Here is a 24,632-nt window from a genome sequence, read left to right on the forward strand (position 1 = left end):
ACCTGCCCCAGCCCCTGCCGATCTCCTGTCCGATCCCTATCCGGGCATCTCCCCCGGGCGAAGGCGCCCGGCGCTCCACAGGTAGTGCAGGGCGTACGCGCCCCAAGGCCGCCACGCATCCGCCACACCCGCGGCCCCCGCGGTCCCCGCTGCCGAGCCGGTCCCCGTCCCGGTCCCCGTCCGCACATCCGGGTCGCCCAGCCCCCGCATCCTGATGTACGCCGCCGTCCGCGGGCCGACGCCCGGCAGGGCGGCCAGCGCCCGCTCCGCCGCGCCGCGGTCCGTGCCCGCGTCCAGCAGGACCGCGCCGTCGGCGAGCGCCGTGCACAGCGCGCGCACCGGTTCCTCGACCTCCGCGCCGGTCAGCTCGCCGGGCGCGGGGAAGAGGTGGGTGAGCCCGCCGTCCGCCACATCCAGCGGTTTCCCGTACGACCGCACCAGCTCCGCGGCGCGCTCCGGCGGCCCGCCGAGCACGGTCCGTACGGCCAGTTCCTCGGGGTCCACGGTGCCCGGTGAACGCAGCCCGGGGCGCTCCGCCACGAGCCGGGCGAGCCGGGGATCCGCGCCCAGCCGCTCGGCGACGGCGTACGGATCGGCGTCCAGGTCGAAGAGCCGGCGCAGCCGCTGCACGGCCGTCGACAGATCCCGCAGATCGGTCAGGCGCAGCCGGCACTCCAGCCAGCCGCCGTCCGCGCCGCGCGCCGCCGGGCACACCAGGCCCGCCGGCGGCTTACGGCGCGGCCGTGCGCCACCGTGCTCATCGACCTCGGCGATCCCGCTGCCGTAGGCGAGCCGCAGCGTACGGCGGTAGGTGCGGTCGCCCCGGGCGCCCCGCATCTCCTCCACCCCGGGAACGGCTCTGACCTGCAGAAAGTCAAAGATCTCGGCCGCCGCGTACGGCCCGCGGTAGGCCAGCCGGAGCGGTATGCCGCTGGGTGACGGGCGGGCGGCGGCGCCATGGGGGCGCTGGGCCGCGGCCCGCAGCTCGCTCGGCGTACCGGCGTAGATCTCCCGGATCGTGTCGTTGAACTGCCGGATGCTGGCGAACCCGGCGGCGAACGCCAGCTCGGTGACCGGCAGCGACGTGGTCTGGAGCAGCACCCTGGCGGTGTGCGCCCGGCGGGCCCGCGCCAGTGCCACCGGGCCCGCGCCGAGCTCGGCGGTCAGCTGCCGCTGCACCTGGCGCGCGCTGTAGCCGAGCCGCCGCGCCAGCCCGCCGACGCCTTCCCGGTCGACGACCCCGTCCCCGATGAACCGCATGGCCCGCCCGACCAGGTCGGCCCGCACATTCCACGCCGCGGAACCCGGGACGGCATCCGGCCGGCAGCGCCGGCAGGCCCGGAACCCGGCCGACTGCGCGGCCGCCGCCGACGGGAAGAAGCGCACATTCACCCGCTTGGGAGTGACCGCGGGGCAGCTCGGCCGGCAGTAGATCCCGGTGGTCGTCACCGCGAAGAAGAACTCCCCGTCGAACCGCGCATCCCGGCTGGAAACCGCTTCGTACCTGGCCTCGTCATCCATCACACCCCCAGTGTGCGCCGCCCCGACCCCCACCACTGGCGGAAATCGGACATGGGGGTGGGGGCGCACCGCCGGGCCGGACCGCCCCGGCGATGCCCTCCGCCGGCGCCCCCGCTAGCGCCGTCCCCCTCCCCTCTTCCGCTCCATCATGTGGCGCCCCAGCGCCTGCTTCTGCTTCCAGTCCCGCCGGATCTCCGCCCGCAGACGTGCGTCGGTCTTGGCGACGATGCGCTGGTTCTCGCGCAGCAACTTCCGATGGCTCTCCAGTCGCCGTACCGCCAACTCCCCGTTGGCGACGGCCTCTTGAACCGCGCACCCGGGTTCCGCCTCATGGGCGCAGTCATGGAACCGGCACTCCTCGGCCAGCGCCTCGACATCCGAGAACGTCCGGGCTAGCCCGGTCCCCGCGTCCCACATCCCGACGCCGCGCAGTCCGGGCGTATCGATCAGCACCCCGCCCCACGACAGCGCCAGCAGGTCCCGTGTCGTCGTGGTGTGCCGCCCCTTGCCGTCCCGGTCGCGGGTGGCCCGCACGTCCTGGACGTTCTCCCCGAGCAGGGCGTTGGCCAGCGTGGACTTCCCCGCACCGGACTGCCCCAGCAACACGGACGTGCCACCGGCCAACACGGCGGACAGCACGTCGAGCCCCTCCCCCGTGGCGGAACTGACCGCCAGCACCTGCACGCCAGGAGCCGCGCCCTCCGCATCGGCGACGAGATGCGCCAGACCCGCCGCGTCCCCGGCCAGATCCGCCTTGGTCAACACCACCAACGGCCGAGCGCCGCCTTCCGGGGAGAGCGCGGTCCGGTGCGCCGCCCCCTCACCCGTCGAGCCGGACTGTGCGAGCGCGAGGAACCGCTCGATCCGCCCGAGGTCCAACTGGTCCGCGAGCGATACACAGATGACGATGATGTCGATGTTGGTGGCCAGCACCTGGCCCTCGGAACGCTTCGACGAGGTGGACCGTACGAACGCCGTGCGGCGCGGCAGCAACGCCCTTACGACGCCGTCGACATGGTCGCCGCCACGCCCGTTCTCCAGGTCGATCACGGCCCAGTCGCCGGTGCACGGCACCCGCATCGGGTCGCTGGTCGCCACGAGTGCGGTGTCGGCCAGGACCGTCCGGATGCCGTCGCCGTCGGGCACCACGGCGTCCACCCGCCCGCGGTCCACGCGGACGATACGGCCGGGCACGACCCCCTGCCCGGCAAAGGGGGTGAAACTCTCCGCGAATCCGTCGTCCCAGCCATAGGACATCAACGGATGCGCGGCAGAAAGCGGGAAATCGAGGTCGAACAACGGGAAGGCCCTTCAGGGAAGAGCGGTCCCGGCTGCGCGCAACGCGCGAGAGAAAGGAAAGAGGCGAATCAGCCGGAGACCACGGGAATGGAGTTGATGATCTTCTGGATGCGGGCAACGCCCATCGCAACGACAGTCATCAGTACTCACCTCCCGATTCCTCAACGGCCAACGACGGCACCCTCGGGCGCCATCCGGTTCGTCGCCGACCTTAGCCCCGCCCCACCCAGCGGCGCCAACCCTTTTTGCCGGCCGAGAAAGGGCAGGGCCGGACAGGCCCTGGCGCGGCTACTTGTTCAGCGCGGCCACGCCGGCCTGGGCGAACTTCTCGTCGAGGTCGCCGCTGGGAGCGCCGGCCACGCCGATGCCCGCGATGGGGGCGCCCTTCACCTGGACCGGGGCGCCGCCGGGCAGGAACAGCGTGCCGGGGATGTCCTTGAGGTTCGGGGTCTGGGACAGGCGGCTCACCAGGGTGGAGGTGGGCGCGTTCCAGGAGACGGCGGTGAAGGCCTTCTTCTCGGCGGAGGCGTAGGACTGCGGGCCCGCGCCGTCGCCGCGGAGCGTGACGACGGTGTTGCCGTTGCGGTCGACGACGGCGACCGAGACCTTCTGGCCCTCCTTGGCGGCGGCGTCGAGGCTGGCCTTGGCCGCCTCGGTGGCGGCCGCGATCGTCAGGTGCGTCGACCGGACGAGGTTGCGGTCGGCGGCGTCGGCCTCGACCGTGGTCCTGGTCTCGGCCGCCGGGGCGGCCGCGTTGGCGCCGACGGCACCGATCGTTCCGGCGGCGAGGACGGCGGCGGTGGCGGCGAGGAGCTTCTTGGTTTTGGTCATGGCTCGATCCTCCGGCCGAGGACCGGCCCGGCGCCTCGGCCCGGCGGCTGCTCGTTCCGGGCGTGACGGCTGACCCCCGGGTCGGCCGATCGGTTGATGCGAGGATGGTTCCACCGGGGCAGAGTGGGCGGATACGCGCAGGCCGAGGAGGGTTGGATGCGACGTGGAGGCCCGACGGCGGAGGCCACGGCCCCTGGAGAGCGGTGGCTCGTGCTCGTCATGCGCGCGGCGTTCTTCCTGCTGCTCGGCGCGTCGCTGGCCCGGTTCCTGCTGCGTCACCCCGGTGAGCCGCGCATTCCGTGGATCATCGCGCTGTCCGCCGGTCTGGCCCTGCTGTACATGCTCGGCCCGCCGCCGTCCTCGTCGCCCGTGCCGCGTCGGTTCGGCTGGCTGGGGGCGGTGGTCGCCGTCTGGATGGTGCTGGTGGTCCTCGCGCCGAGTTTCGCCTGGTGCGCGGTGCCGCTGTTCTTCACGGGGCTGCGCACCCTGACCCCGCGCACCTCTCTTGCGCTGGTCGCGGTGCTCACGGCCTTCGTGGTCGCCGCTCAGCTGAAGCTGTCCACGGGCGGCTTCGACCCCAACCTGGTCCTTGCCCCGCCCGCCGTCGCGGCGATCGCGGCGGCCGTTTTCGTCCATATGCAACGCCAGGCCGACCGGCAGCGGCAGCTGATCGACGATCTGCTCCGCACCCGGCGCGAACTCGCCGCCACCGAGCGCCGCGAAGGCACCCTCGCCGAACGGCAGCGCCTGTCGATGGAGATCCACGACACCCTCGCCCAGGGCCTGTCCAGCCAGCAGATGCTGCTCCAGGCGGCGGACCGGGTCTGGGCCGCCGACCCCGGAACCGCTCACCGGCATGTCCGTACGGCGGCCTCGATCACCGAGCGGAACCTGGCCGAGGCACGGCGCTTCGTCCATGACCTCGCACCCGCCGATCTCGACGACGGCGGCACCCTGGAACAGGCGCTGCGCGCCCTGGCCGCGCGCGAGTCGAAGGAGTCCGGCGGCCTTGCGGTGCGCTGCCATGTCGAGGGTGCGTCGGCCGTTCCACTGCCCGACCGCGTCGCCTCCGCGCTGCTGCGCATCGCACAGGGCGCGCTGGCGAACGTACGCGAGCACGCCGGCGCCACCACGGCCACCCTCACCCTCACCCACCTGCAGGACCAGGTGGTCCTGGACGTCGCCGACGACGGCGCCGGCTTCGACCCGCCGGCCGTGGTGGAGTCGGCACCGGGTGCACGGGGGCACGGGCTGCCCGCGATGCGCGCCCGGACCCGTCGGCTCGGCGGCACCCTGGTCATCGAGTCGGCGCCCGGCGAGGGCACCGTCCTGTCCGCCGCGATCCCCCTGGGCCCTTCGTCATGACCGAAGCCACTGTCCGCATCCTGCTCTGCGACGACCATGCCGTGGTGCGTGCCGGGCTGCTCGCTCTGCTCGGCAGCGAACCCGACATCGAGGTGGTGGGAGAGGCGGGCACCGGTGAGGAGGTGGTGGCCCTGGCCGCGAAACTCCGGCCGGACGTGGTGCTGATGGACCTCCAGCTCGGCCCCGGCATCGACGGCGTGGAGGCCACCCGCCGCATCGCGGCCACCGGCATCCATGTGCTGGTCCTCACCACCTACGACACGGACGCCGACATCGCCCGCGCCATCGCCGCAGGCGCCACCGGCTATCTGCTGAAGGCCGAGCGTCCCGAGGAGCTCTTCGCGGCGATTCGCGCCGCCGCGCAGGGGCGCACCACACTGTCCCCGCCCATCGCCAGCCGCGTCATGAACCAGATGCGCGGTGCCACGCGGCCCGCTCTGACCGCCCGCGAACTCGACATCCTCGGCCAGCTGGCGCAGGGCCTCGGAAACCGTGACATCGCCCGCGCGCTGTTCATCAGCCAGGCCACCGTGAAGACCCATCTGGGCCGGATCTACGACAAGTTGGGCGTGGACACGAGAGCCGGCGCGGTGGCGGTGGCGAAGGAGCAGCGGCTGCTTCCGTGAGCGCGCGCCGTCGTATGGCCGCCAGCATCAGCCGCCGTACGAAGCCGCTGAACGGCCGGATCAGCAGCCAGTACCGCGCCATGACCCGGCGCGAGGAGTCGTCCAGGCACCGCACCCGGGTCTCGGTGGTCAGCCGGGTCCGGCCGTCGGCCGCCTCCTCCAGCAAGAGGCTCAGGGTGGCCTTGGCGTACCCCGGCTGGTGGAAATCCCGGAACTCCTCGGCCGAGGTGACCTGGTGTCCGCCCGGGACGCCGAACTTCCACCACTGGCCCACCAGTCCCTCCACGATCTCGCGATGACGCTCCTCGGCGAGCCGAGTCATCGCTCCCGGAGTCGGCATGTCGCGTTGACCGTGGCCGTGCCGCAGCCGGGCGATCCCGTCGCGGGCAGCGAACAACGGGCGCGCCAGCCGGATGTCGCGCGGGTCGAGCCGCCGGCAGGCGGCCCAGACGGCGGGGGCCGGAGCGGCGATGGTGATGGTGTGCTTCTCACGGAAATGGGGTGACGGCAGGAACTGGTCCACCAGATTCGTCACAGGGCACCTCCCGGATTGGGCTCCGTAGATGACTCTACACCTGTAGAGGCGGCGGGGTAGGGTGAGTCGCATGTCTCGTACCGCGCGAGCCCAGGTCCTGCTCGATGCCGCCGTGACCGTCGCCGCCGCCAGCGGGCTGCGCGGGCTCACCCACCGCGCAGTCGACGCGCACGCCGGGGTGGCACCGGGCTCCACCAGCTACTACTTCCGCACCCGCCAGGCGCTGCTCGTCGGGATGGCTGAGGTCATCGCCGAAAGGGAACTGGCGGACATCGCCCGGGAGGCCCCTTCCGGCCCCGCCGAACCGGTGCTCTCCCAGCCGGCCGAGTCAGTGGCCTCCGTGGCAGACGCGGCGACACCCTCCGTGGCAGACGCGGCGGCGATGATGGCCCGCGTCACCGGCCACTGGCTGGGGCCGGCCCGCGAACGCACCCGCGTCCGCCTGGAACTCTCCCTGCTGGCTGCGGGACAGCCCGAACCGGCAGCGGCGCTCGCCCGCGTGGCCGACTGCTTCCTCGAACAGACCCGCGCGCTGCTGGCGGCCCTGGGCGCCCCCGCCCCCGATCGCGATGCCCGGTTGGTGCGGGCGGCCGTAGAAGGCCTCGTCTACGACGACATCGCACACCCGCCGCCGATGCCCCGCGACCACGCCTCGCTGGCAAGGGACTTCGAAACCGTCCTGCGATGGTGCGTCACCCCCGGGAGCCCGGCTCCCGACCCGACTCCCGACCCCTGCGTATCGAGTGGCCCGCTCGAGTCAGACGGCATGTAGCCGGTCGAGCGTCTGCCTCAGCTCTTCCCGCAGGGTGCGCCCGGCCGCTTCGGCGTCTGCCCGTGCGATGGCCTCGACGAGGAGGGCGTGCCCCTCGTCACCGTGGTTCGGGTCTTCGGTCCGCAGGTCGAGCAGCTCCCCCAGGTCGATCAGGCCCTGGCGCAGCACCGGTACGAACTCGCCGAACAGGGCGGTGAGTACGGGGTTGTGTGCGGCAGCGACCACGGCCGCGTGCAGGGCGATGTCGGCGTCGACGAATTCCGCGTGGCCGGCCTTCGCCGCGTCACGACGCTTCGCCAGGGCCGCTTCGACCGCGGCGAGATCGTCGTCCGTACGGCGCTGAGCAACCATCTGCGCGGCCTCGACCTCGATGAGCATGCGGACTTCTTGAAGCTCTCCCCGGCCAGAGCCGGGGGATTCCCGCCTACCTTGCGGCGGCGGGCTGGACGCCGCGAGCGCGCCTGACGACTGCTCTCCCGGCAGCCGGGATGACCACGGTTCCGTGGCCGATCCGGTACACGTGCAAGATGTTCCGGGCTGCGTTGTGGTCGGCGTTGCCTGACCATCCGCAGTCCGGGTTCTTGCATACCAACGTGGCTTGGTCTTCCCCGCTGCCGGGTGTGATGAAGCCGCACGCCGAGCAGCGCTGGGAGGTGTACGGGGCGGGAACCTTGACCAGCTCGCCGCCGAGGCGCTCCAGCTTGTACGTCAGCATCGTGACCGTGTGGCCCCACGCCTCTTGGAGGTTGGAGCGGTTGAACCCGGCCTTGGCCTTGACGTTGGCGCCCGCTCCTCGACGGTGCCCCGAGCGGACTTGACCATGTTCGTGTCGGTCTGCTGGGGGCGCTCGCCCATCCCACGCGGGGCACCGTGGAGGTCCTGGGGCACCGGCTGGGCCGGGTGGGCCTGCGCCAACTGCGGTACTGCGTGGGGCATGTGGACCCGCGCCACGGGCCGAGCTCGCCCCTGCGGGTCCGGGACGTCGTGCTGACCGGGCTGACCAACACCGTCGAACGTGTCCCCCGGTGGAGTCCGACGCCCGAGCAGGCCGCCATGGCCGACCGCCTCATCGAGCTGCTCGGTCTCGGCGACCGGCGCGACGCGCGATGGCCCACCTTGTCCCAGGGCGAGCGCGGCAGGGCACTGATCGCCCGCGCGCTCATGCCCAGTCCGCGGCTGCTGTTGCTGGATGAGCCCGCGACGGGTCTGGACGTCGCCGGGCGGGAGCAGCTCATCGAACGGATCGACACGCTCCAGCGCACCTATCAGGAGCTGTCGTCGGTTCTGGTCACCCACCACCTGGAGGAGCTGCCTCCCGGTACGACGCACGCCATGCTGCTGCGGGACGGGCGCTGTCTGGCCTCGGGGCCGGTCGCCGACACCCTGACCAGCGATCAGGTCGGCAAGTGCTTCGACCACCCGGTACACCTCACCCGCACCGACGGCCGGTGGAGTGTGCGGACCCGCCGCCCGGCCGGGGCGTAACGGCTGAGTCGGGCCAGTGGCTCGTGGGCGGTGGCGGACGGCGGACGGCGGACGGCGACACCAGCCGGCTGCCGCCGCACCCGGGCCCGGCGGACCTTGCTAGCGCCGCAAGCCGGGCGCAAGCTTGTGATGTGGGTGTTCAGGACGGCCCTACGTTGATCGCGTCTGTGCAGCGAGCCTTCCGTCTGATGGAAGCCGTGGGGGCACACGAGGGCGGTGCCCCGGCGAAGCAGCTGGCACGCGAGGCAGGGCTGCCCCTGGCCACCACGTACCACCTGCTGCGGACCCTGGTCCACGACGGCTATCTGCGGAAGCTGGACGACGGCGGGTTCGTCATCGGGGAGAAGCTGGACCTGCTGCACGCCGGGAGTCGCGGGCAGGCGCTGCTGACCCGGGTCCGTCCCGTGCTGACCGCCCTGCGGGACGAGCTGTCGGCCGCCGCCTACCTGACCTTCTACGAGGATGGCGAGATCCGGGTCGTCGAGATCATCGACGGCCCCCGGGCGCCTCGCGCCGACCTCTGGGTGGGATTCGAGGATGCCGGGCATGCCACGGCCCTGGGCAAGTGCGTGCTGCGCGAGCTGGACGACGACGCCCGCAACGACTACCTCTCCCGGCACCCCCTCGCCGATCTCACGCCCCGCACCATCACGGCCCGTGCCGAGCTGCTCCGACGGCTCGACGAACCGCGCGCCGCCCCGGGCGTCACGGACCTGGAGGAGTACTCCCTCGGCACGGTGTGTGCCGCGGTGCCGGTATTCAGCGGGCAGACGCTGGGCTCGCTCGGGGTCTCCCTGCCGTCGGACCGGCTCGCCGTCCTCGATCAGATCCGAGCCCGGCTGGTCCCGACGGCAAGCCGTGTGACCAGGGGTCTTTCGCTCGCCACGTGAGTCGGCGGGCGCCTTCGCGCCCCGCCGGAGGGGCCTCGTTCACTATCTGAAAACCCTGACCTTGTGGGCTACCCCCGGACCCCTGTTTCCTGGACAAATCGGACGCTCAGGCGGCGCGAACGGAGCAGGGTCTTGGAGCAGGGAGTTGCGGTCAGGAACATGAGTCAGGCTCGTCGAGATCATCAAAGCGACCGCCGACCGGACCGGAAGGGATGCAGTACCCGGCAGCGCAGTACGCGGAAGCTCATCAGGCCCCAGGAGACGAAGCGGGCGATCGAAGCGTCGGCCGCCGGTCGACGGGAGGACGGCCCGGCGTCGGGGCAGGAATCCGGGCCGGCCACGGCCCCGCACCCGGCCCCGGCTTCGGCCTCCGGCTCGGCCGCGCCGCATCAGCCGCGCGCCGCCGCCCACCTCGCCGCCACCCACCTCGCCGGTGGTGCGCCCGCACTGATCGTCCTCGCCGTCGCCCTCCTCGCCCTCTTCAGCGGGGCCGGGATCACCTGGCTGCCGCTGCTCGCCATCGGGCCGGCGCTGGCCGCCGCCACCAGCAAGCCCTGGGGAGTGCTTCGTATCGGCGTCCTCGCCGTGGCACTGGGTGCGGCGCTCGGCATCCACGGCGGCGCACCCGGCCGTGACCAGGCGATCGTGCTCACCACGCTGGCCGCCGTAACCCTGGCAAGCAGCCTGGCCAGCGCGCTGCGCGAGCGTCGCGAGCGGGTACTGGCGGCCGTCCGGTCGGTCGCCGAGGCCGCCCAGCACGCCCTCCTTCAGCCCGTGCCCGCCACCGTCGGCCCGTTCCAGGTGGCCGTCCGCTACAGCGCCGCCGCGGCGGAGGCCCGGATCGGCGGAGACCTGTACGCGCTGGTGCCCACGCCGTACGGGGTCCGCCTGATCGTCGGCGATGTGCGCGGCAAGGGGCTGCCCGCGGTGGGCACCGCCGCTCTGGTGCTCGGCGTGTTCCGCGAGGCCGCCTATGACGAGCCGGATCTCCTCGAAGTCGTCGGCCGGATCGAGCGGAGCCTGACCCGCAACCTCGGGTCCGATGACTTCGTCACCGCCGTGGTCGTGGGATACCCGCAGGCAGGACGCATGGAGGTGGTCAACTGCGGGCACGCGCCTCCGCTGGTGCTCCGCGAATCCGGCGTTCTGGCCGTCGAACCGGTCCACCCCGCTCCGCCCCTCGGACTGAGCGCCCTCAGCGGCGAGTCCCCGAGCCTCCAGGTGCTGCCGTTCACCGATGGCGACCAACTGCTCCTCTACACCGACGGGGTCACCGAGGCACGCGATCACAGCCGTGAGTTCTACCCGCTCGTCGAGCGAGTGGCGCGTCATGTGTCGGACGATCCGTCCCGCACCCTCGCCGCGCTGCACGACGAACTGCTGGCGCATGTGGGTGGCCAGCTGCACGACGACGCCGCACTGCTCCTGCTCCGGAAGCCGGCCGTCGCCGCCGCCTCCTCAGGGCCGGCGCCCGAACCGGAAGCGCTCGACGCGGTCGGCCCGTGACGCGGCCCTCTGGCCCGCCCAGGAAACCGGCACTCAAGTCGGTGAAGCCGCATGACTGTTGAGGTGGAGATCGCCCACGAGGCGAGCCAGGAGATCGTGGACGCCTTCGGTGCGAAGCGAGCACGCTGCTGGTCGCACGTCTGGAAGGCGAAATCGTCGGAACCCTGACCCTGCTGCTGTCCCCGCTGCCGTCCGGGCTGCGGGCCCGCGTGGAAGACGTGGTGGTCGACATCGCAGCGCGGGGCCAAGGAATCGCGGCCGCGCTCACTAGCCACGCTCTGCGACTGGCCCGGGAAGCGGGTGCGCGCACCGTGGACCTCACCTCGCGCCCGGACCGCACGGCGGCGAACCGGCTCTATGAGCGCCTTGGCTTCGAGGCCAGGGAGTCGACCGGCTACCGGTTCTCCCTGGACGACGCATAGGGACGACGCATAGGGCGGGGCAAACCCGGTCGAGCGGGGATTTCCCGGACAGCGCCCACGCCATCCGCCCACCGCACCGACCGACCAGGGCCCTTTCGAGACTCGTCCGATCACGAGATATCTTGATGTCGAGCAATGTTGCAGACGTGGAGCGGAGCACCCGGTGACTGACTCGACCATCATCTACACACACACTGACGAGGCCCCGGCCCTGGCAACGCATTCGTTCCTGCCCGTGGTCCAGGCCTACGCCTCGACGGCCGGAGTGAGTGTGGAGACGCGTGACATCTCCCTGGCGGGGCGGATCATCGCCAGCTTCCCCGAGCGTCTCGAGGAGGGGCAGCGCATCGACGACGCGCTGGCCGAGCTTGGCCGGCTGGCCAAGACCCCCGGGGCGAACATCATCAAGCTGCCGAACATCTCGGCCTCGATTCCGCAGCTCAAGGCGGCCATCGCCGAGCTGCAGCAGCAGGGCTACGCGCTGCCGGACTACCCGGACGACCCGAAGACCGATGAGGAAAAGGACGTCCGCGCGCGCTACGACAAGGTCAAGGGCAGCGCCGTGAACCCGGTGCTGCGCGAGGGCAACTCCGACCGCCGCGCCCCCGCGTCGGTCAAGAACTACGCCAAGGCGCACCCGCACCGTATGGGCGCCTGGACGGCCGACTCGAAGACGAACGTCGCCACCATGGGCGTCGACGACTTCCGCTCCACCGAGAAGTCCGTGGTCATCTCCGAGGCCGGCTCGCTCCGTATCGAGCTCGCGGGGGACGACGGCAGCCACACGGTCCTGCGCGAGTCGGTGCCGGTGCTCGCGGACGAGGTCGTGGACGCGTCCGTCATGCGCGTCGCGCCGCTGCGTGAGTTCCTCACCGCGCAGGTCGCCCGCGCCAAGGCGGAGGGCGTGCTGTTCTCGGTGCACCTCAAGGCCACGATGATGAAGGTCTCCGACCCGATCATCTTCGGCCACGTGGTGCGCGCCTTCTTCCCGAAGACGTTCGCCAAGTACGGCGAGACGCTGGCGGCCGCCGGCCTCACGCCGAACGACGGCCTCGGCGGCATCTACAAGGGCCTGGAGTCGCTGCCCGAGGGTGCCGAGATCAAGGCGTCCTTCGACGCGGAGCTCGCCGAGGGCCCGGAGCTGGCGATGGTCGACTCCGACCGCGGGATCACCAACCTGCATGTGCCGAGCGATGTCATCGTCGACGCCTCCATGCCGGCCATGATCCGCACCTCCGGCCACATGTGGGGCCCGGACGGCCAGGAGGCCGACACCCTCGCGGTCCTCCCGGACAGCAGCTACGCCGGCGTCTACCAGGTCGTCCTCGACGACTGCCGCGCGAACGGCGCCTTCGACCCGTCGACGATGGGCTCGGTGCCGAACGTCGGCCTGATGGCGCAGAAGGCCGAGGAGTACGGCAGCCACGACAAGACCTTCGAGATCCCCACCACGGGTGAGGTACGGGTCGTCGACGAGGCCGGCAATGTCGTGCTGGAGCAGACCGTGGGCGCCGGCGACATCTTCCGAATGTGCCAGGCCAAGGACGCGCCGATCCGCGACTGGGTCAAGCTCGCCGTCACCCGCGCCCGCGCGACCGGCGACCCGGCCGTGTTCTGGCTCGACGAGGGCCGCGCGCACGACGCGAAGCTGATCGAGAAGGTCAAGGCGTACCTGCCGGAGCACGACACCGAGGGTCTGCAGATCGAGATCATGTCGCCGGTCGAGGCGACGAAGTTCTCCCTGGAGCGCATCCGCCGCGGCGAGAACACCATCTCGGTCACCGGCAACGTGCTGCGCGACTACCTGACCGACCTGTTCCCGATCCTCGAGCTGGGCACCAGCGCCAAGATGCTGTCGGTCGTCCCGCTCATGAACGGTGGCGGTCTGTTCGAGACCGGTGCCGGCGGCTCCGCGCCCAAGCACGTCCAGCAGCTGGTCAAGGAGAACTACCTGCGCTGGGACAGCCTGGGCGAGTTCTTCGCGCTGGCGGCCAGCTTCGAGCACCTCGCGCAGACCACCGGCAACGCGCGCGCCCAGGTGCTCGCCGACACCCTGGACCGCGCGACCGCGACCTTCCTGGAGGAGGACAAGTCGCCCAGCCGCCGCCTCGGTGGCATCGACAACCGCGGCAGCCACTTCTACCTGTCGCTCTACTGGGCGCAGGAGCTGGCCAAGCAGACCGACGACGCGAAGCTCGCGGAGGCGTTCGCGGCTCTCGCCAAGACGCTGACCGAGCAGGAGCAGACGATCGTCGACGAGCTGATCGCGGTCCAGGGTTCGCCCGCCGAGATCGGTGGCTACTACCAGCCGGACGTGGCCAAGGCCACGGCGGTGATGCGTCCGTCGACGACCCTCAACCAGGCTCTGTCGATCCTCGGCTGAGGCCGACGCTCAGGCTGAATCCCGTTCCGCCCCGGCTGGCACTCCGTCCAGCCGGGGCGGTCCCGTTTCCACGACAGTGTCGTCTACTCGGCGCGCGCGCCGTGGTAGCGGTCGGTGGTGCTGTGCCACTCGCGGTTGCCGCCCATCCAGGCCCACAGCCCGGCGAGGAAACGTCGCAGCTGAGGGGTGCCGACGAGGCTCAGGGTGGTCGCTTCCGCCTCGAAGGTGTGCACCATTTCGTCATGGACCTGGACGCTCCGCTCGACCGCCTCCGCCAGCGAGCAGTTCTCCTCGGCGGCGATCTGGGTGGGCAGGTTGAAGCCCGAATCGGCGTCTTCCTTGGACATCGAGTACAGGTCGTTGACGAGGGTGGCCGCGGCGGAGGCCATCCGGACGGCGCGGCGTACCCGCGGGTCGGCGTACTCGGCGGTGCTCAGCTCATAGCCGCCGACCGCGTCGATCAGCGCGGTCATCGGTATGAAGCTGTTGAACTGGCGGTCCGTCAGATACTCCCAGACCGATGGCAGCCGTCCGGTGGTGCGCCAGCCCGCCTCCGCGTTGAAGCCGCCGAACAGCGCGGACATCTCCTGCTGGAGCCGGGCCACCTGGGGCGCGGTGGCGTACCGGGAGATGTGCTCGACGGCGGAGCGCAGGGCGACCAGTACCGGGTCGTCCCGCATGGCCCGCTCCAGCTCAGGGGCGTAGCGGACGACGAGATGCGCCGGGTCCACCGCGGCGTAGGCGATCGCCAGCCGGGGTGCGAGCTGTTTCGGGTCCGCTCCGGCCGAGGCGTCGTCGCAGTAGTGGTCGTCGGCCGCCCACTCGGCCAGGCCGCACTTCGCGGCGGCCAGCAGTCGGTCGGGGTCGTCGGTGTCGGGGTGGGTGAGCATGAGCAGCCGCCCGAAGTTGGCCGCGCGCAGGTCGTCGAGCCGCCCCTCGTAGATGCCGCACTGCTCGGCCCACCCGACGAGCCGTTCGTTGACCTCCTCGCCGAGAGCCGGGTCGTCTCGGACCGGCGGCGGGCAGTACAGGTCGGGAACGGACGCTCCGCCGCGGGACCGCGCGGACCACGGTCTCAGCCCCGAGGTTCCCGGCCCGGTGGGACCGCCGGGCGGGCGGGGGGCGCCCTCCGCCGGGGAGGAGTCGCGCGTTCGGCGGGGCTCCCGCCGGCCCTCCGCCGCGCCCTGCGTGCCGGGCGGCGCGGCGGAAGGCCGGCGAGGGCCGGTGATCGACAGCGGCCGGATGCGGGCCGCGGACGTCCCCAGACCGGTGGGGTTGCGGATCAGCCGCCGGCCCGTCATCCCCGTCAACTTCCCGCCGAGGCAGTCCTGTTGGAGTCCGGCTGCCCCGGGAAGCCCCCGCGGGGCCACGCCTGCCGGCCGGGACAGCAGGGCCGCCACCAGGCCCGCCAGCTCATGTGTGGCGGCGGGTGCGGACATACGGGAAAGCAGGGACACCGGATCTCCTTCGTCGAGACGGTCGGGACGCCGTGCGAACACGCTCCGATTCTTGATCAAAGCGCAGTGTGACGATCTCCTCAATGGCGTGGGGGTGCAGGCGTCCACCGCCCCTCGCATCCCCACGCCTGTTTGAAGCGATCACTCGTCCGCCAACGGGACCGCGGGCGGTTCTCCACCCCGCCCTCCGTCGCGGCACCTCACCCGTTCGGACGACGCCGACGGCATGCACCGCGCGGCTCCCCCGCCCCCGGAAGCGGCATTGAGCCATCCGTGGTGTCATCGAAGGCGGAAGCAAGCAAAGGTGCCAAGGCGGGAGGAATCATGGCTAAGAAGCTGCTGGCCCGAGACATCATGTCCGCCGGTGTGCAGTGCGTCGGCGCGCACGAGACGCTGCTGGACGCGGCGAAGATGATGCGCGAGCTGAACGTCGGTTGTCTGCCTATCTGTGGCGACAACAACAAGCTCAAGGGCTTGATAACCGACCGTGACATCGTGGTCGAGTGCATCGCCGAGGGAGTCGACCCGGCGACGGTGCAGGCCGGCTCCCTGGACAGGCCACTGTTCTGGATCGACGCCGAGGCGGAGGCCAAGGACGTCCTCAAGACCATGGAAGACCACCAGGTCAAGCGACTGCCGGTGATCGACGTCAAGGGCGGCCACCAGCTGATCGGCATGATCACGGAAGCCAACCTCGCCAAGAACCTCACCGACACACAGATCGCGGAGTTCGCGAACGCCGTGTACGCGACCGCCTAGCGGCCCGTCCGCCTCGTGGTCATGCGCGAGGGCGGTTGCGCCACCGGTGATCCGGTGACGCAGCCGCCCCGACTTTCCACGAACCGGCGTCAGGTGGCCTGCTGCAAGCGGTGCAGCGATGCCACCAGTTGGTCCACCTCCTCGGATGTGTTGTAGAGCGCGAGCGACGCACGTGCCGCGCTCTCCAGGCCGTAGTGGGCCAACGCCGGCTGGGCACAGTGGTGGCCGGCGCGGATGGCGATGCCGTCACGGTCCAGCCAGGCGGCGATCTCCGCCGGGTCGTGGCCGGCGAGGGTGAAGGTGAGTACGGCGATCCGCTCCGGCGCGGAGCCGATCACCTCCAGTCCGGGGACCGTGGCGAGGGCCTGCTGCGCATAGGCCATCAGCGAGGTCTCGTACGCGGCGATGGCGTCCCGGTCGAAGGCGGTCAGCCAGTTCAGCGCGGCCAGCATGCCGACCACCCCGGAGATATGCCCGGTACCGGCCTCCAGAAGGTGAGGGACGGGGGCGAAGGTGGTACGGCCGAAGTCGACCGACTCGATCATGTTGCCGCCGCCCTGCCACGGCGTCATCTGCTGCAATATCTCCGGCTTCGCGTACAGGGCGCCGATGCCCGTGGGGGCGAACAGCTTGTGTCCGGAGAACACATAGAAGTCGGCGTCCAGGTCCTGTACGTCGACGGGGAAGTGCGCCACCGCCTGCGCCCCGTCCACCAGCACCTTCGCCCCGTAGCGGTGCGCCAGCGCGGTCATCTCCTTGACCGGCGGGACGGTGCCCAGCACGTTCGACGCCTGGCTGATCGCGACGAGTTGGGTCCGCATGGAGAGCAGGTCGGCGTACTTGTCGAGGTCGATCCGCCCGTCCGCCTGTAGGGGGACGGGGACCACCCGGGCCCGGGTCTCCTTGGCGATCAGTTGCCAGGGGACGATGTTGGAGTGGTGCTCCAGCACCGGCACCAGGATGTCGTCCCCGGGGCCGAGGTTGGCCCGCCCCCAGGTCTGGGCGACGAGGTTGATGGCCTCGGTGGTGCCGCGTACGAAGACGATGTCGTCCGGGGAGGCGGCGCCCAGGAACTGGGCGACCGCTGCCCGGCCCCCCTCGTACGCCTCGGTGGCCTCCCTGGCCATGGTGTGCGCGCCGCGGTGGATGTTGGAGTTGGCCGCACCGTAGAAGCCGGCCACCGCCTCGATCACCTGGCGTGGCTTCTGGGTCGTGGCCCCGTTGTCGAGCCAGACCAGGGGGTGGCCGTTGACGGTCCGGTGCAGGATCGGAAAGTCCCTGCGGGCCATCTCCGGGGAGAAGGCGGCGGGTTGACCGGTGGGGAGGCCCGCGGCCGGCATCGCCCCTGTGGTGGGTACGGCCCCGGGGAGCGAAGCGGCCCCTGTGGTCGGCACCGCACCGCTGGCGGGCACGGCCGCCGTGGTCGGTACCGCACCCGTACCGGGCACCGCACCCGTGGTCGGTACTCCCCCTGGGGGCGCTGCGGCCTCCTCCGGCGTCGGCGGGTCGCCGGCCGGCGGACCACCCGTCGGCAGACCGCCGCCCACCGGGTTCAGCACCGCCGTCGACGGCAGGCCGCCGGTAACGTCAGGAGTAGTCATGGTAGTTGGACACCTCGACGTTCTGGAGCACCGCGGTCGCGTCCTCCACCAGCACCGCGGCGTTGAAGTACGCCGTCATCAGGTAGGACGTGATGCCCTTCTGGTCGACGCCCATGTTGCGCATCGACAGGCCGGGTTCGACCTCGTCGTTGACCTTCGCGGGGCGCAGACCCACCACGCCCTGCTCGGCCTCGCCCATGCGCATCAGCAGGATCTCGGTGGTGCCGATGCCCGAGTTGCCGGAGAACTTCACCTTGTCGGAGGGCAGCAGCGGGACGCCGCGCCAGGTCAGCAGCGGGCTGCCGAACCGGTTGTCGATGACCGGGGGCACACCCCGACGCGTACACTCCCGGCCGAAGGCGGCGATGGCCTTGGGGTGCGCCAGGAAGTAGCCGGGCTGCTTCCAGACCCGGGACAGCAGCTCGTCCAGGTCGTCGGGCGTCGGGGCGCCGGTGCGCGACTGCACCCGCTGCCCGGGGGCGACGTTGTTGAACAGGCCGAACTGCGGGTGGTTGAGCAGCGAGGCCTCCTGCCGCTCGCGGAGCGCGTGCACGGTGAGGTTGGACTGGGCCCGGGTCTGGTCGATGGGCCCGTTGTAGAGGTCGGAGACGCGGGTGTGCACCCGGAGCACGGTCTGCGCGAGGGTCATGTGGTACTCGCGGGGCGTGTCCTCGTAGTCGACGAACGTCCCGGGGAGGTCGGGTTCGCCGTCGTGCCCGGCACTGAGGTCGACCGGCACCTCGGCGCCCGCCATGACGTCGCCCGAGGTGACAAAGGCGTCCAGCGCTCCCTGCACGGCCGCGTCGCGTTCGCACAGCCCGGCGAGCACGCTGCGCTCGACGCACAGGGCGACGCCGGGGGTGAGCGCCTTGACGCGGTACGGGATGGGCTCGGCGCGGGTCCAGGCGGCGAGGTCGAAGAACTGGCCGTCGCCGATCACTTCGAGCAGGGCGTCCTCGCCGTAGCGGCCGCTCGACCGCTTCTCGGCGCGGCCCTGGACGAGCACCCACAGGCGGTCGTGTGCGTCTCCGTCCTGGGCCAGCATTTCCCCGGCCTCGAAGGCGACCTCCGTGAAGGCGCCGGCCAGTTCGCCGAGCAGCGCGTCGTCGGCCTCCCGGAGGTAGGGCAGTTCGCGCAGGTCTCCGGGGATGATGCGCGGCGAGCCGCCGTCGGAGTGTGTGGTGATGCGGTCGTCGCCGAGGACGTAGGTGCGGCGCCGGTTGACGCGGAAGACGCCCGATTCGACGTCCACCCAGGGCAGGGCGCGCAGGAGGTAGCGCGGGGTGATGCCGCGCATCTGGGGGGTGGTCTTGGTCGTGTTCGCGAGCTGCCGTGCCGCATCCGGGCTGAGACTCATCCGGTCGTTCACAGGACCTCCTCGGAGACAGGCATGCCGAACGGCCGGCTCACGGCCGACGGCATGCGGGATCTGTGTCCGATCGTGTTTCTCGGACCGAGGTGTCCGCAACCGACCGTCGGACCGGCTTCGGCCGGAAATACATGTTTCCGCGAATGTGTAATTCCGCATAAGCGTGCGACTACTGTCCGTCGTGCACCGCACCACCATGCGTGGAATTACCGGAGGCATTGCCTCCAGGTGTTATGGGACACACCACGCCACACCCCATATGCGACTAGATTTGCCCTCATAAGGCGGCTTTGTATTTCTGAAAGGGCCGCTTATGAGGTGCCTTTGGGGCGTCGATTTCGCATAAGCGCCGGCCCCGGAAGGTCCGGCGCACAGGAGTGAAACAGGGGCGTACACAGCCGAGTTCAGCGCCGGCTAGCCGAGCAGGTGGCTGATGCCGCCCTGACCGTCCGTGCCGTTCCAGATCACGGCCGCCAACCCGTACGGGAGCCAGGCCACTCGATCCGGCAGGAGCGGGGCGCAGAGGAGCCAGACGACGGGCAGGGCGAGGAACAGCAGACAGCAGCACATGCCGCCCCTGCCGTCGGAGGCAGGCTGCGACGTCGAGTTCGTGGACACCGGGAGAAAATAGGCGGTACGGACGGGTCCGCGCATGAGTACCCGTACCTACGACGTCGCCCGACGTGGCTTCTTCGCACCCGATGGGACCGGGCACGGAATGTCGGGTCCGGCAGGGCGCGGCGTTCCTAAAGTTGTGGGCGCAAGGGAAGGAGTCCGAGTGCTGGAGCGGCTGAACGAGGCCCTGGAACACATCGAGTCGCATCTCGACCAACGGATCGAGGTCGCCGAGCTGGCGCGGATAGCGGTGACGTCGGAATACCACTTCCGCCGGATGTTCTCCGCGCTGGCCGGGATCTCGCTGTCGGAGTACATCCGGCGCAGGCGGCTGACCATCGCGGGAGCCGAGGTGCTCGCCGGTGAGCCGACGCTGCTGGAGATCGCGGTGCGCTACGGCTACGGCTCGGGGGAGGCGTTCGCGCGCGCGTTCCGGGCCGTGCACGGGGTGGGTCCGGGTGAGGCCCGGCGGACCGGTGCCGCTCTGCGCTCCCAGCCGCGGATGTCCTTCCGTCTCGTCATCGAGGGGAGCAGCAGCCTGCGGTACCGGATCTTGGAGAAGGAACAGTTCCGTGTGGTCGGCAGGAAGGCCCGCGTCCCGCTCGTCCATGAGGGGGCGAACCAGGCGATCGCCGATTTCATCCGGAGCATCGATCAGGAGACGATGCGGCGTGTCACCGCGCTGTCGGATCAGGCGCCGGAGGGCATCGTGGGAGTGAGCGACGGCCTCGACCCGAGTCGGGCGGAGGGAACCGAACTCGACTACTACCACGGCGTGGTGACCAGGGCCGAAGTGCCGGAGGATCTGGACGCGCTCACCGTCCCTGCGGGGACCTGGGCCGTCTTCGAGAACTCCGGGCCGTTCCCGCAGGCCCTCCAGCACCTGTGGCGGGATGTGTTCACGCAGTGGTTCCCGTCCAATCCGTACCGGAGCAGGCCGGGGCCCGAGATCCTGCGCACCCGGCTGTCGCAGGACGCCGCGCAGGCGGACGCGGAGCTGTGGATTCCCGTGGAGCGGACCGCGGTCTGAGCCTGGCGGCGCGACGGTGTTCCGCAAGGGACACCGTCGCGCCTGAGGTGCCGGCCGGGACGGTGCCGGTCACGACGGTGGAGCGCTTCAGGGCCGGTAGATGCAGGCGGCCAGCGGGGCGTGCGCCTTCCACCCCAGCGTCTCGTACAGCGCGCGCCCTTCGTCGGTCGCGCCCAGGACGCCGAGGGACGCGCCCTCCGCCACCGCACGATCGGCCAGCGTACGCATCACGAAGTCGCCCAGGCCGCGACGTCGGTGGGCCTCCTCGGTCACCACACGGTCGACGACCGTGGCCTCTCCCACGAGGGCCATCTGCCCCTCGGCGGCGAACTCGCCTGCCGCGTCGTGGACCCGGACATGGACGACGCCGTCGCCGGACTCCACGGAAGCGGTGTAGCCGTCGGGTGCCACCGGGTCCGTGGCCCGCAGGTCCACGGCCATCAGATGGCCGGTTTCCGCCCGGTCCACCACCCAGCCCCGCGGGAGCCAGCGCTCGACCGTCCCGGGCGCGACGGGCGCCTTGAGCCAGGTGTGCGGCACGGTGACCGAGGCGGCGGCCTCGCGTACCGAGGATTCGGTGGCGTCGGGCAGTACATGGCGCCCCACTTGGTCGGGCTTGCCCACCTCGATGTAGTGCCCCCAGGGCAGCTGTGCCGGCCGGGGCCGGTGTCGTGACACGGCCCAGCCGACCGCCCAGGTCCTGACGAGGTCCGGAACCATCACACCCTCCCAAGGTAATAGACACTCTACGGGAGTGCACATTACGTCACCGGGTGCGGAGCGGCAGCTCCTTTATCGCGAACCCGAAGGAACACCGGGCGGATTGAAGGCGACCAAGGCCCGCGGCCCGCGCTTCCCCGCCGCCACGCGCACCGCCAGCTCCGCCAGCGCTTCCGGGGCGCCGGCCTGACCGCGAATACCGGGAAAGGCGTTGATGTCGACGATCAGGGGCGCGCCGTCGCCGGCGTCGATCAGGTCCACGCCGTAGACGTCGAGGGCGAAGACCTCACCGACCCGGCGGACCAGGTCGGCCCACCCCGGGGGGAGGTCGCGGACCGGTAGGGGCAGGGTCGGTCCGCGTCCCTCCGGGGTGAGTTCGGAGCGGCGCAGCGCGGCGAAGAGACGGCCCTCCACGGCCCAGAGTTTGTGGTCCCAGCCGCTGTTCGGCGTGAACTCCTGGACGACGACGGGCTCGTCGGGCCAGACCGTCGCCAGTTCCCGTATGCGAGCGGTGTCGTCGGCGCGGGCGACGAGGTCATGGCGTCGGCTGTGCCGGCTTTTGATGACGAGCGGGACGGCCGGCCGCTCCGCCGCGAGCCGCGTCAGCGTGGCCACGGTCCTGGTGGCGGCGAACGGCAGACCGGCCCGCAGGGCGAGCGCGGCCATCTCGGTCCGGTCCTGGCACAGTGCGGTCGCCGCGGCCGAGTTGAGCACCGGGGCGCCGCGCTCCTCAAGGGAGGCGGCGAGAGCGAGTGCCCTGGGGGTCCGCGCTTTGAGCAGATAGACGTCGGCGAGCGCTTCCGGCCCGGCGAGGTCCGCCGCGGGGCGTCCGGCGGCCGCGCCCTCGCCCGGGTCGATCGACGTCACCTGGTGACGGGGTGTCAGTATGTCGGTCGCGGCGGCCAGCAGCGGGTGGTCGGGAGCCGCGGTGATCAGGCAGATCCTCACCGGACGTGGCCTGCCGGAACGCCGGAACCGGCCGGGACGAGGGTTCGGGCGGACGTCGGGGAAGAGGCAGCGACGGTTTCCGGCACTCCAGCGCCGGTGCGCGCGAGGTGCAGGATCGCGTCCGCGACACGTGCCACCGCGTCCGGGACCTGCCGGAAACTCGGGAAGTCATTGATGTCGACGACGATCGGGCCGTCCGGGCCTAGGACGATGTCCACGCCGTAGAGGTCGAGGCCGAAGACCGCGCCGATCCGGGAGACGATCCGGGCGACATCGGCGGGCAGCGGGACCCGGCGTTCGGGGACGGTCCGCCCCGGGTGCAGCGGTGAGCACCGTTCGGTGGCGTACAGCTCGCCGCCGACGCAGTACACCTTGAGGTCCGTGCCGGAGTTGGCGACATACGGCTGGGCGATCAGCATCCCCTCGCCCACCGGGTCGGCGCCGCCCGGCCCGGCGCCCGGCTCCAGGGCCGGTGCCATCAGCTCTTCCGGCGTCGCCACCAGCCGGACGGCGCGCCCGGAGCTGCCGTCGGCCGGCTTCACCACGAGGGGGAATTCCGACGCGGGGATCGCCGCGAACTCCTGCGCTCTGGAGGCCGCGTACGTCACCGGGACCGGCAGGCCCTGACTGCGGGCGATCACCGCGGCCAGCGCCTTGTCGCGCACACCGCGGATGGCGCGGGCGTCGTTCACCGTGGTCAGACCGACCGAGGCGGCGGCCTCCAGCAAGGTGAGCCCGGGCCCGCCGGAGACGGTCTTGAGGACCCAGGCGTCATGGCTGCCGGCCTGTATCGCCTCGGATATCGGGATCAGCGACCGTCCGGGCCACACCACATCCACCTGATGGCCCCAGGCGGTGAGTTGGCGGATCACATCCAGCGGCATGCCGTCGTGCCGGTACTGCTCCTCCACCAGGAAGCAGAGCTTCATCGTCCATCCTCGTATCGCCGGACGTCCGCCGCGCATCCGGCAGATCATGACATCTCAGAATCCCATGCCGGTCCTGACGACCTGGTGTGGGCTCCGGCTCGGGCAACGGTCGGCGGACGGCGGCGCCCGGAGCCCGGGGCCCTGGACTCTTCCGGCCCCGACCCTTCGGACGGCCCTAACGCTCCTCCGGACGCCGGGTGAGCCGGATGGCCCGCACCCCCTCCTCGTTGCCGCAGAAGGCCATGCCGTCCGCGACCAGCGGCGGAGTCCCCGCCGACCCGTCCTCCCCCGAACCAACCCGCCACCTGGCCCGGCCGCTGCGGGCGTCATAGCCGTACCAGTCGTCCAGGTAGCCGACGATGAGGTGGTGCCCGGGGGCCGTGACGGCGCAGTAGGACGACTCGGGGCGTTCTGCCCGCCAGCGGGGCCGGCCGGTACGCGCGTCGTACGCCTGGACGGTCGTGAGTGACTCGTCGAGGTTCAGGTCCTCGCTCCAGATCAGATACACCGAGTCGGCGTCGGCGGCGATCACGGGGCTCTCGTAGGAGACGGTCGAGAAGGCCGGGGCGGTCCAACGCACCGCACCCGTCGCGGCGTTGAGCGCGTGCAGCCGTTGCTGGGCGTTCTTGCCGTGACCCGGAGCGTTGATGTAGACGGTGTCGCCCTGGAGGACCGCGGAGGAGGCGTGCTCGGCGGGGCTCGTCCAGCGCACCGCGCCGGTGCGGGGATCGTAGGCGACCAGCTCCGAGCCGATGCCGATGTCGCCGTTCCGTCCGTAGAGGGTGTCCTTGCCGAAGACGTCCACGGTGCGGTGGGCCGGCTTCTTGCCGGGCGGGGCCGACCAGCGCAGTTCCTGGGTCTGCGGGTCGAGGGCGCCGATTCCCCCGTCCGGGAGGCTGATGTAGGCGAGGCCGTCCCGTACGTCCAGGAGCGTGGCGTCCCGGTCCCATACGAGATGTCCGTAGGTCGCGTCCAGCGCGTACAGGACCGACGGGGGCGGGTCCGGGTCCTCGTCGTAGGTGGACGGCAGGATGCTCAGCAGGACGAGGGAGCCTGCGGACATGGGGGCGCTGAACCCGGCTATGTCGTCCCTGGGCCCGCTGGGGCGGGCCGTCCAGCGGTGTTCACCGTCCGAGGTGCGCAGCGCGTGCACGGTGCCGTCATCGGTGGTCAGGTACACGGTGCCGGACGAGACCGTTCCGGCGGAGACGGTGAGGTCGCTGCTGTAGGTGCCGGGGAGCGGGGTGTGCCAGCGCTTGCGGCCGGTGGTGGCGTCGAACGCGTACAGCCCCGGGCCGTCCTGTGTGGCGAGGTAGACCGTCCCGTGGTCGTGGACGACGGGTGCCAGGTCCGTGCCCGGATCGCCTTCGTCCTCCAGGAGGAAGGTCCAGCGCGGTCGGTGGGCGGGCGGCTTGTCCTCTTCCAGGGCCTGGTTGACGGCCCGCCAGACGGCGACGGAGGCGAGCGCCCCCGCGGCGCCCGCCCCCAGCTTCAGCATCTGCCGCCGGTCGATGCCCGTCCCTATTCGCCTGTGCGTCCCCATACCCGCAGGCTAGGCGGCGTCCGGTG

The 24,632-nt window shown here is 71.5% G+C and carries 22 protein-coding genes and 2 pseudogenes; 10 read left to right on the top strand and 14 right to left on the bottom strand.

The window, feature by feature from the left end; all coding sequences use genetic code 11:
• Positions 1 to 36: 36 nt before the first annotated feature.
• The 3 genes from FCH28_RS24685 to FCH28_RS24695 all read right to left on the bottom strand — a co-directional run bounded on the left by FCH28_RS24685 (position 37) and on the right by FCH28_RS24695 (position 3,651).
• Positions 37 to 1,521: a DNA-3-methyladenine glycosylase 2 family protein gene (locus tag FCH28_RS24685; RefSeq protein WP_136742542.1), complete on the bottom strand. Its 1,485-nt coding sequence runs from the start codon at positions 1,519 to 1,521 to the stop codon at positions 37 to 39.
• A gap of 114 nt (positions 1,522 to 1,635) precedes the next feature.
• On the bottom strand, positions 1,636 to 2,778 hold the full coding sequence (rsgA, locus tag FCH28_RS24690; RefSeq protein WP_136742342.1) for a ribosome small subunit-dependent GTPase A: 1,143 nt from the start codon (positions 2,776 to 2,778) through the stop codon (positions 1,636 to 1,638).
• A gap of 330 nt (positions 2,779 to 3,108) precedes the next feature.
• On the bottom strand, positions 3,109 to 3,651 hold the full coding sequence (locus tag FCH28_RS24695) for a GlcG/HbpS family heme-binding protein (protein ID WP_136742343.1): 543 nt from the start codon (positions 3,649 to 3,651) through the stop codon (positions 3,109 to 3,111).
• Between the two features lie 156 nt (positions 3,652 to 3,807).
• On the opposite strand from FCH28_RS24695, the gene FCH28_RS24700 reads away from it, so the two are divergent.
• Together FCH28_RS24700 and FCH28_RS24705 are read left to right on the top strand one after the other, a co-directional pair.
• The gene (locus FCH28_RS24700; protein WP_136742344.1) at positions 3,808 to 5,016 is read left to right on the top strand and encodes a sensor histidine kinase; all 1,209 of its coding nucleotides are present in this window, start codon (positions 3,808 to 3,810) and stop codon (positions 5,014 to 5,016) included.
• Positions 5,013 to 5,642: a response regulator gene (locus tag FCH28_RS24705; protein ID WP_136742345.1), complete on the top strand. Its 630-nt coding sequence runs from the start codon at positions 5,013 to 5,015 to the stop codon at positions 5,640 to 5,642. The genes FCH28_RS24700 and FCH28_RS24705 overlap by 4 nt, the downstream gene beginning before the upstream one ends.
• On the opposite strand, the gene FCH28_RS24710 is transcribed toward FCH28_RS24705, so the two are convergent.
• Positions 5,533 to 6,177 (bottom strand): hypothetical protein, encoded by a 645-nt coding sequence (locus tag FCH28_RS24710; RefSeq protein WP_136742346.1) that lies wholly within the window; start codon positions 6,175 to 6,177, stop codon positions 5,533 to 5,535. The genes FCH28_RS24705 and FCH28_RS24710 overlap by 110 nt on opposite strands.
• Before the next feature lie 70 nt (positions 6,178 to 6,247).
• On the opposite strand from FCH28_RS24710, the gene FCH28_RS24715 reads away from it, so the two are divergent.
• The gene (locus FCH28_RS24715; protein WP_136742347.1) at positions 6,248 to 6,949 is read left to right on the top strand and encodes a TetR/AcrR family transcriptional regulator; all 702 of its coding nucleotides are present in this window, start codon (positions 6,248 to 6,250) and stop codon (positions 6,947 to 6,949) included.
• Here FCH28_RS24715 and FCH28_RS24720 read toward each other — a convergent pair.
• Together FCH28_RS24720 and FCH28_RS24725 are read right to left on the bottom strand one after the other, a co-directional pair.
• Positions 6,935 to 7,432 carry an FCD domain-containing protein gene (locus tag FCH28_RS24720; RefSeq protein WP_425471997.1) on the bottom strand — a complete coding sequence of 166 codons (498 nt, stop codon included), beginning with the start codon at positions 7,430 to 7,432 and terminating at the stop codon, positions 6,935 to 6,937. The genes FCH28_RS24715 and FCH28_RS24720 overlap by 15 nt on opposite strands.
• Positions 7,374 to 7,777 (bottom strand): annotated as a pseudogene (locus FCH28_RS24725) (zinc ribbon domain-containing protein); the annotation flags it as partial. The gene FCH28_RS24720 and the pseudogene FCH28_RS24725, both read right to left, overlap by 59 nt.
• Here FCH28_RS24725 and FCH28_RS24730 point away from each other — a divergent pair.
• The 5 genes and pseudogenes from FCH28_RS24730 to FCH28_RS24750 form a co-directional block, all read left to right on the top strand.
• A pseudogene (locus FCH28_RS24730) lies at positions 7,778 to 8,434 on the top strand (ABC transporter ATP-binding protein); the annotation flags it as partial.
• Between the two features lie 131 nt (positions 8,435 to 8,565).
• The gene (locus tag FCH28_RS24735) at positions 8,566 to 9,324 is read left to right on the top strand and encodes an IclR family transcriptional regulator (protein ID WP_136742349.1); all 759 of its coding nucleotides are present in this window, start codon (positions 8,566 to 8,568) and stop codon (positions 9,322 to 9,324) included.
• Positions 9,325 to 9,771: 447 nt separating this feature from the next.
• Positions 9,772 to 10,830, top strand: a complete 1,059-nt coding sequence (locus FCH28_RS24740) for a PP2C family protein-serine/threonine phosphatase (RefSeq protein WP_246103194.1) — start codon at positions 9,772 to 9,774, stop codon at positions 10,828 to 10,830.
• 164 nt (positions 10,831 to 10,994) lie between these two features.
• The gene (locus tag FCH28_RS24745) at positions 10,995 to 11,252 is read left to right on the top strand and encodes a GNAT family N-acetyltransferase (protein WP_342781667.1); all 258 of its coding nucleotides are present in this window, start codon (positions 10,995 to 10,997) and stop codon (positions 11,250 to 11,252) included.
• A 163-nt stretch (positions 11,253 to 11,415) separates the two neighbouring features.
• The gene (locus FCH28_RS24750) at positions 11,416 to 13,635 is read left to right on the top strand and encodes an NADP-dependent isocitrate dehydrogenase (RefSeq protein ID WP_136742351.1); all 2,220 of its coding nucleotides are present in this window, start codon (positions 11,416 to 11,418) and stop codon (positions 13,633 to 13,635) included.
• Between the two features lie 83 nt (positions 13,636 to 13,718).
• On the opposite strand, the gene FCH28_RS24755 is transcribed toward FCH28_RS24750, so the two are convergent.
• A complete protein-coding gene (locus FCH28_RS24755; protein WP_136742352.1) occupies positions 13,719 to 15,092 on the bottom strand; it encodes a family 2 encapsulin nanocompartment cargo protein terpene cyclase in 1,374 nt (457 codons plus the stop codon).
• Between the two features lie 324 nt (positions 15,093 to 15,416).
• Here FCH28_RS24755 and FCH28_RS24760 point away from each other — a divergent pair, with 324 nt between their 5' ends.
• On the top strand, positions 15,417 to 15,851 hold the full coding sequence (locus FCH28_RS24760; RefSeq protein ID WP_136742353.1) for a CBS domain-containing protein: 435 nt from the start codon (positions 15,417 to 15,419) through the stop codon (positions 15,849 to 15,851).
• Between the two features lie 89 nt (positions 15,852 to 15,940).
• Here FCH28_RS24760 and FCH28_RS24765 read toward each other — a convergent pair whose 3' ends face one another.
• The 3 genes from FCH28_RS24765 to FCH28_RS24775 all read right to left on the bottom strand — a co-directional run bounded on the left by FCH28_RS24765 (position 15,941) and on the right by FCH28_RS24775 (position 19,439).
• Positions 15,941 to 17,452: a SufS family cysteine desulfurase gene (locus FCH28_RS24765; RefSeq protein ID WP_246103156.1), complete on the bottom strand. Its 1,512-nt coding sequence runs from the start codon at positions 17,450 to 17,452 to the stop codon at positions 15,941 to 15,943.
• On the bottom strand, positions 17,439 to 18,821 hold the full coding sequence (locus FCH28_RS24770) for a family 2B encapsulin nanocompartment shell protein (RefSeq protein ID WP_136742354.1): 1,383 nt from the start codon (positions 18,819 to 18,821) through the stop codon (positions 17,439 to 17,441). The genes FCH28_RS24765 and FCH28_RS24770 overlap by 14 nt, the downstream gene beginning before the upstream one ends.
• Before the next feature lie 414 nt (positions 18,822 to 19,235).
• Positions 19,236 to 19,439, bottom strand: a complete 204-nt coding sequence (locus tag FCH28_RS24775) for a hypothetical protein (RefSeq protein ID WP_136742355.1) — start codon at positions 19,437 to 19,439, stop codon at positions 19,236 to 19,238.
• Positions 19,440 to 19,599: 160 nt separating this feature from the next.
• On the opposite strand from FCH28_RS24775, the gene FCH28_RS24780 reads away from it, so the two are divergent.
• Complete coding sequence (locus tag FCH28_RS24780) at positions 19,600 to 20,466, top strand: AraC family transcriptional regulator (protein WP_136742356.1); 867 nt, start codon at positions 19,600 to 19,602, stop codon at positions 20,464 to 20,466.
• Between the two features lie 87 nt (positions 20,467 to 20,553).
• Here FCH28_RS24780 and FCH28_RS24785 read toward each other — a convergent pair whose 3' ends face one another.
• The 4 genes from FCH28_RS24785 to FCH28_RS24800 all read right to left on the bottom strand — a co-directional run bounded on the left by FCH28_RS24785 (position 20,554) and on the right by FCH28_RS24800 (position 24,606).
• On the bottom strand, positions 20,554 to 21,186 hold the full coding sequence (locus FCH28_RS24785) for a GNAT family N-acetyltransferase (protein ID WP_136742357.1): 633 nt from the start codon (positions 21,184 to 21,186) through the stop codon (positions 20,554 to 20,556).
• A 72-nt stretch (positions 21,187 to 21,258) separates the two neighbouring features.
• Complete coding sequence (locus tag FCH28_RS24790; protein ID WP_136742358.1) at positions 21,259 to 22,134, bottom strand: ATP-grasp domain-containing protein; 876 nt, start codon at positions 22,132 to 22,134, stop codon at positions 21,259 to 21,261.
• Positions 22,131 to 23,063, bottom strand: coding sequence for an ATP-grasp domain-containing protein (locus FCH28_RS24795; RefSeq protein ID WP_136742359.1), 933 nt, complete (start codon positions 23,061 to 23,063; stop codon positions 22,131 to 22,133). The genes FCH28_RS24790 and FCH28_RS24795 overlap by 4 nt, the downstream gene beginning before the upstream one ends.
• A 175-nt stretch (positions 23,064 to 23,238) precedes the next feature.
• Positions 23,239 to 24,606, bottom strand: a complete 1,368-nt coding sequence (locus FCH28_RS24800; protein WP_136742360.1) for an outer membrane protein assembly factor BamB family protein — start codon at positions 24,604 to 24,606, stop codon at positions 23,239 to 23,241.
• Between the last annotated feature and the right edge of the window lie 26 nt (positions 24,607 to 24,632).

This window comes from Streptomyces piniterrae, assembly GCF_005048155.1.
GTDB lineage: Bacteria > Actinomycetota > Actinomycetes > Streptomycetales > Streptomycetaceae > Streptomyces > Streptomyces piniterrae.